The sequence below is a fragment of the Pseudonocardia sp. EV170527-09 genome, assembly GCF_008369905.1.
Taxonomy (GTDB): Bacteria; Actinomycetota; Actinomycetes; order Mycobacteriales; family Pseudonocardiaceae; genus Pseudonocardia.
Map to the genome: position 1 here is coordinate 1 of NZ_VRMC01000164.1, position 5,168 is coordinate 5,168.

The following is a 5,168-nucleotide window of genomic DNA, read 5'->3' on the forward strand; positions in this document are numbered from 1 at the left end:
GAGCTATTTACACCGCGTCCACCGCCGATGCCGCTGCAGCCGCGCTGGATGATCTCGATGACGAGTGGGGGCGAGCCTATCCGGCGATGATACGTTTGTGGCGTAACGCCTGGACCGAGTTCGTGCCGTTCCTCGACTACGACATCGAGGTCCGGAGGGTGATCTGTACGACGAACGCGATCGAATCGTTGAACGCCCGCTACCGGCGAGCGGTCCGAGCGCGAGGGCATTTCCCCAGCGAGCAGGCCGCGATGAAATGTCTGTACCTTGTCACCCGCAGCCTCGACCCGACCGGACGAGGCCACACCCGATGGATGATGCGCTGGAAGCCAGTCCTCAACGCCTTCGCCATCACTTTCGGTGACCGCTGGCCGGGCGCCGAGCACTACTGACAACATCGCCGGAACCACCGTTCTCGTTACAGACCCTGCACCGGCAGCGCGGCGTCGCCGGAGAACACCAGGTCGTCGGCGTAGCGGCCGTAGGCGGCGCCGACCGCGGTCGCCAGGCCGCTCAGCCGCCGGTCCAGTCCGTAGGTGAGCAGGTTCGCCACCGTCGGCGACGACGGCGCACCCTGGGGCAGGTGCGGTGCGGCGAGGCGGTCGAGCATCCGTCGTCGCGTGGCGGGGTCGCCCCGGTGCGGGCAGGCGCGCAGCACCCCGGGCGGGGTGGCGGTCACGAGCAGGCCGGCGATGGTGTCGGCGACGGCGGGCGGGTAGCCCGCGACCCGCAGCAGTCCGGCGACCCGGCCGCCGGTCACGTGGGAGTAGAAGCCCTCCAGATCCAGGCGCAGCACCATCGGCCGGGCCCGGTGCTCCTCGGCGAGCGTGTGCGGGCTCCGCCCCCGGACGTGGCCGTGCGCGGCCGGGTGCACCGGGATCCGGGCCAGCACCCTCCGCGCGACCCGGCGCTGCAGCTCGGCGAGCCGCGGGGCGGGTGCCTCGATCAGCCGGGGTGTCCCGGAGCGCGACGGTGTCCAGTGCCGCCGGTAGTGGGTCAGCGGGCCGTCGGGGGCGTGCCGCAACCAGCCACCGGGGTCGGCGAACCAGGCGAGCTCGCCGACGTCGAGGTGCTGGGCGGTGGCCAGGGCGGACAGATCCGTCCAGCGCGGCACCGGCAGGCGCCACACCGGGTCGGGCTGCTCGACCCGGCGGTGCCGGCGCGGCCCCGCCAGCAGCGCGGCGACCTCGGCCTCGACACCGGCCGAGGAACCCCGCGGGGCTCGACGCCGCCGGGCGACGAGCGCGCCCACGACGCCCGCCAGCTCCTCGGGCCCCGACCAGCCACCGAGCCCGGCGAGCCGCTCGGTCAGCGGGTCCGTGCCCCACGGCCCGGCGCAGGCGGCCGTGGCGATCGCCGACGGGTGCGGTGCCATCAGCGGTCCCGCACCGTCGAGCGGTCCCGCACCGCAGGATCGGACGGCACGGCGGGGCCCGGCAGCACGGCGGGGCCGCAACGCGGGGTGATGCGGCGGCGGGGGTCGACCGGTGTTCTCCGTCCGCCGCGCGCCGTGGGCAGCGCTGTCGTGCCTGTCGCGCGCGGGACGCCGTGCTGCATCGTGCCGGTGCACCCCGGGGTTGCCCCGGAGTCGCGGGCCCCGGCCGGAACCGGGGCGGCCGCCTGCTCGTCCGTCCGCCGCCGCATCGGCGACGACGCTACCGGGTGCAGCACGCCGTGGCAGCCGCGCGCCTGCCCACGGCGCCCCGGCCCGGGGAGAACGACCACCGCCACGGTGGAAGCGGGCGGTACCTGTCCTACGCTCGGCTCCCAGGGAGGAGAGCATGATGACCGCGTCCGCTCACCGCGAGGTCGACGTGCCGTTCGACGTCCTCGACGGCTTCGCCCACCACATGGTCGACGTCGACGGTGTGACGCTGCACGCCGTCGACGGTGGCGTCCCGGAGGCACCCGCGGTGGTACTCCTGGCCGGCGTGCCGCAGACCTGGTGGGCCTGGCACCGGGTCATGCCCGCCCTCGCCGCGACCCACCGGGTCGTGGCCCTGGACCTGCCCAGGCAGGGGCACTCCGACCGGCCCGCCGACGGCTACGACACCCTCAGCGTGGCGCGCCTCGTGCGGCGGGCCGTCGAGCTCCTCGGGGTCGGCGAGCACTGGCTCGTCGCCCACGACGTCGGGCATGGGTCGCCACCACCTACGCCCTCGACACCCCGACCGCGTCCGGCGGGCCCGAGCTCCTCGGCCTGGCACTGCTCGACGCCGGGATCCCCGGCGTCAGCCTGCCCACCAGCGTGGCCCTCGACCCCGCGAGCGCGTACAAGCTCGCCCACTTCGCCTTCCACCTCGTGCCCGATCTCCCCGAGACGCTCATCAGCGGGCACGAGCGGGAGTACGTGGCCTGGTTCCTGACCCACAAGGCCGCGTCGCCCGACGTGTTCTCCGATGCCGAGATCGACCGGTACGCACGCCTGTTCGCCGCGGCGGACGGGGTGCGGGCGATCCTCGCCTACTACCGGTCCGTGCCGGAGTCGGCGCGTCGCAACCGCGAGCTCGCGGCCGCCCGGAAGATCGATGTGCCGGTGGCGGCGATCTCCGGCGACCAGGGCTCGATCCCCGACATGGCGGCGGCCGTGCGTCCCCTCGTCGACGACGCGGCCGACGTCCTCGACGTCCGGGTGGTCGGTGCCGGCCACTTCATCCCGGAGGAGGCTCCCGACCAGGTCGTCCGGGCGATCGAGGAGCTCGTCGCGCGCCGTCACGCCTGAACCGGCCCGTGCGGATCGGGCGACACCGACACGCCGGCGACACACAGTGCACTGCGGCGCCACGATGCTGCACGCTCGGGCCATGCCACGACCGGTGATACGAGCGGCGCGGACCGACGACCTCGACGGTGTCCTCGCCCTGTGGGAGACCGCGGCGGAGAACGCCGACCGCCCTGTGGACCGCCGGCACGCGATCGAGGCCCTGCTCGAACGGGACCCCGAGGCCTTGATCCTCGCCTTCGAGGACGGCCAGATGGTCGGGACGATCATCGCAGGCTGGGACGGATGGCGCGCGCACCTGTACCGCCTGGCTGTCCGGCCGGACCGACGGCGGCGCGGTGTCGCACGCGCTCTGCTGGATGCAGCACAGCGTCGTCTGGAGGCTCTCGGAGCGACGCGACTCGACGCGATGGTCCTGAACGCGAACGAGGATGGCCAACAGCTGTGGGAACAGGCTGGTTACGCACCTCAGCAGCAGTGGACACGCTGGGTTCGGTACGTCGAGTAGCGGTCGCCTCGTGGGCGCTCGGTGGGCTACGCGGCTCTCGCGGTCTCGGCTCGCGGTCGGCGCTGTCGTGCCGTCGGGGGCAAGCGCCCCGTATCGTCGGCCGCCGTGAGTGGCGTGTCGTCCGGCCAGCCGTCCGAGCAGTCGTCCGGCCAGCCGTCGGGACAACCGCCCGACCGGCCGTCCCGGGCGACCCCGGTCGTCGCCGGCGCCGCCGCCGTGCTGCTCGTCGCCCAGCAGGTGCCGGGTCTGGTCTTCCGCCACGGGACCGCGGTGCCGGTGCTGCCGGTCGGCCTGTGGCGCGGCTGGCTCCCGCTGATCCTGGCCGGGCTCGTGCTCCTGGCGGTCTCCGCGCTGCGGGCGCGGCGCCACCCGGGACCGGGGAGCACCGCCGGCCGGGTGGCCGGGCTGGTGCTCGCATTGGGACCGGCGACGCTGCTCGCCTACCGCGGGCGTCTGGTGGACCCGCTGGCCGTCTACACCCTGGGGCTCGACCCGTCGGAGCGGGTGTGGCCAGTGGTCGACCTCGTCCTGGGCACCCTGCTGGCGCTGACGCTGGTCGTCTGCCTGCTCAGGACCGGTGCAGCGGGTCGATCCACGGCACGTGCTCGGGCTGCTCGACCCCGGTGATGTCGAGGTTCACCACGACCGGCTCCTGACCCGAGCGGGTCAGCACGCACTCCAGCGGCTCGTCGTCGAGGGCGTTGATCTCCTGGTGCGGCACCCACGGCGGCACGAAGATGAACCCGCCCGGCCCGGCCTCGGCGGTGAACTCCAGGTTCTCGCCCCACCTCATGCGGGCCCGGCCGCGGACGACGTAGATGACGCTCTCCAGCTCCCCGTGGTGGTGCGCCCCGGTGCGGGCCCCGGGGTGGATGGTGACGGTGCCCGCCCACAGCCGCTGCGCGCCGACCCGGTCCCCGGTGACCGCCGCGGCCCGGCGCATGCCCGGGGTCTGCGGGGTGTTGGCGTCGAGCATGTCGCCGGGGATGACCCGGACACCGTCGTGGCGCCAGTCGGTGCTCATGCACCCGACCCTAGCCGCGGACGGCCCGGAACCGGAACGACCGCGCACCCGGCTGGGTCTCCGCCGGATCTCCGGGCCCCCCAGTCAGGTCGACGTCGCGGGTGGCCCAGGGCAGCAGCGTCGTCCCGTGCATCCGGTCGGACCAGGAGTCGGAACGGCAGATCCGTCGGTGCAGCACATTCATCGCCAGGTCCGCGACGCTGGGCGCGGGTAGCGGTGGCCGGGAGTCGCGGGGCTGCGGATCACCGTCGCCGACACCAGCTGGGTCCTCGGCCCCGGACAGGCGCTGTGGCTGCCGGCCGGGGTCACACACATCACGGCCGCCACCGGGACGGCGGCGATGCGCGGGATCCACCTGTGACCGGCCGCCGCCCGATCGACTGGCCCGCGCCGTGCGTGCTCGCGATCGAGCCGCTGGTCGCGGCCCTGCTCCAACACCCGGGGCGTGTCTCCCGACCCGGCTGGTCAGGTCTGCGCGATTGATCAGGGTCTGTAACGAGAACGGTGGTTCCGGCGATGTTGTCAGTAGTGCTCGGCGCCCGGCCAGCGGTCACCGAAAGTGATGGCGAAGGCGTTGAGGACTGGCTTCCAGCGCATCATCCATCGGGTGTGGCCTCGTCCGGTCGGGTCGAGGCTGCGGGTGACAAGGTACAGACATTTCATCGCGGCCTGCTCGCTGGGGAAATGCCCTCGCGCTCGGACCGCTCGCCGGTAGCGGGCGTTCAACGATTCGATCGCGTTCGTCGTACAGATCACCCTCCGGACCTCGATGTCGTAGTCGAGGAACGGCACGAACTCGGTCCAGGCGTTACGCCACAAACGTATCATCGCCGGATAGGCTCGCCCCCACTCGTCATCGAGATCATCCAGCGCGGCTGCAGCGGCATCGGCGGTGGACGCGGTGTAAATAGCTC

10 protein-coding genes are annotated in these 5,168 nt (G+C 73.4%); 5 read left to right on the forward strand and 5 right to left on the reverse strand.

The window, feature by feature from the left end:
* Window positions 1-392 (forward strand): transposase (locus FVA95_RS27345; RefSeq protein WP_193564271.1); only part of this gene is annotated, 392 nt, incomplete at its 5' end.
* A 26-nt stretch (window positions 393-418) separates the two neighbouring features.
* Here FVA95_RS27345 and FVA95_RS27350 read toward each other — a convergent pair.
* Together FVA95_RS27350 and FVA95_RS27355 are read right to left on the reverse strand one after the other, a co-directional pair.
* On the reverse strand, window positions 419-1,375 hold the full coding sequence (locus FVA95_RS27350) for a reverse transcriptase family protein (protein ID WP_149666690.1): 957 nt from the start codon (window positions 1,373-1,375) through the stop codon (window positions 419-421).
* A complete protein-coding gene (locus tag FVA95_RS27355; protein ID WP_149666691.1) occupies window positions 1,375-1,644 on the reverse strand; it encodes a hypothetical protein in 270 nt (89 codons plus the stop codon). The genes FVA95_RS27350 and FVA95_RS27355 overlap by 1 nt, the downstream gene beginning before the upstream one ends.
* A 320-nt stretch (window positions 1,645-1,964) precedes the next feature.
* Here FVA95_RS27355 and FVA95_RS33315 point away from each other — a divergent pair, with 320 nt between their 5' ends.
* From FVA95_RS33315 to FVA95_RS27370, 4 genes are all read left to right on the forward strand, one after another.
* A complete protein-coding gene (locus tag FVA95_RS33315; protein ID WP_240051769.1) occupies window positions 1,965-2,366 on the forward strand; it encodes an alpha/beta fold hydrolase in 402 nt (133 codons plus the stop codon).
* Entirely contained in the window at window positions 2,249-2,722 is a 474-nt protein-coding gene (locus FVA95_RS33320; RefSeq protein WP_240051770.1) for an alpha/beta fold hydrolase, read from the forward strand. The genes FVA95_RS33315 and FVA95_RS33320 overlap by 118 nt, the downstream gene beginning before the upstream one ends.
* A gap of 82 nt (window positions 2,723-2,804) precedes the next feature.
* On the forward strand, window positions 2,805-3,230 hold the full coding sequence (locus FVA95_RS27365; RefSeq protein ID WP_149666692.1) for a GNAT family N-acetyltransferase: 426 nt from the start codon (window positions 2,805-2,807) through the stop codon (window positions 3,228-3,230).
* A gap of 105 nt (window positions 3,231-3,335) precedes the next feature.
* Window positions 3,336-3,857, forward strand: coding sequence for a hypothetical protein (locus FVA95_RS27370; protein ID WP_149666693.1), 522 nt, complete (start codon window positions 3,336-3,338; stop codon window positions 3,855-3,857).
* Here the strand turns inward: FVA95_RS27370 and FVA95_RS27375 are convergent.
* From FVA95_RS27375 to FVA95_RS27385, 3 genes are all read right to left on the reverse strand, one after another.
* Window positions 3,799-4,254 carry a cupin domain-containing protein gene (locus tag FVA95_RS27375; protein WP_149666694.1) on the reverse strand — a complete coding sequence of 152 codons (456 nt, stop codon included), beginning with the start codon at window positions 4,252-4,254 and terminating at the stop codon, window positions 3,799-3,801. The genes FVA95_RS27370 and FVA95_RS27375 overlap by 59 nt on opposite strands.
* Before the next feature lie 10 nt (window positions 4,255-4,264).
* A complete protein-coding gene (locus FVA95_RS31835; protein WP_193564432.1) occupies window positions 4,265-4,438 on the reverse strand; it encodes a hypothetical protein in 174 nt (57 codons plus the stop codon).
* 338 nt (window positions 4,439-4,776) lie between these two features.
* Window positions 4,777-5,168 (reverse strand): transposase (locus FVA95_RS27385; protein ID WP_193564271.1); only part of this gene is annotated, 392 nt, incomplete at its 5' end.

Excerpts from the sequence above, each read along its gene's own strand:
- FVA95_RS27350 (WP_149666690.1), bottom strand. The coding sequence starts at position 1,375 with ATGGCACCGCACCCGTCGGCGATCGCCACGGCCGCCTGCGCCGGGCCG.
- FVA95_RS27355 (WP_149666691.1), bottom strand. The coding sequence starts at position 1,644 with ATGCGGCGGCGGACGGACGAGCAGGCGGCCGCCCCGGTTCCGGCCGGG.
- FVA95_RS33315 (WP_240051769.1), top strand. The coding sequence starts at position 1,965 with ATGCCCGCCCTCGCCGCGACCCACCGGGTCGTGGCCCTGGACCTGCCC.
- FVA95_RS27365 (WP_149666692.1), top strand. The coding sequence starts at position 2,805 with ATGCCACGACCGGTGATACGAGCGGCGCGGACCGACGACCTCGACGGT.
- FVA95_RS27375 (WP_149666694.1), bottom strand. The coding sequence starts at position 4,254 with ATGAGCACCGACTGGCGCCACGACGGTGTCCGGGTCATCCCCGGCGAC.
- FVA95_RS31835 (WP_193564432.1), bottom strand. The coding sequence starts at position 4,438 with ATGAATGTGCTGCACCGACGGATCTGCCGTTCCGACTCCTGGTCCGAC.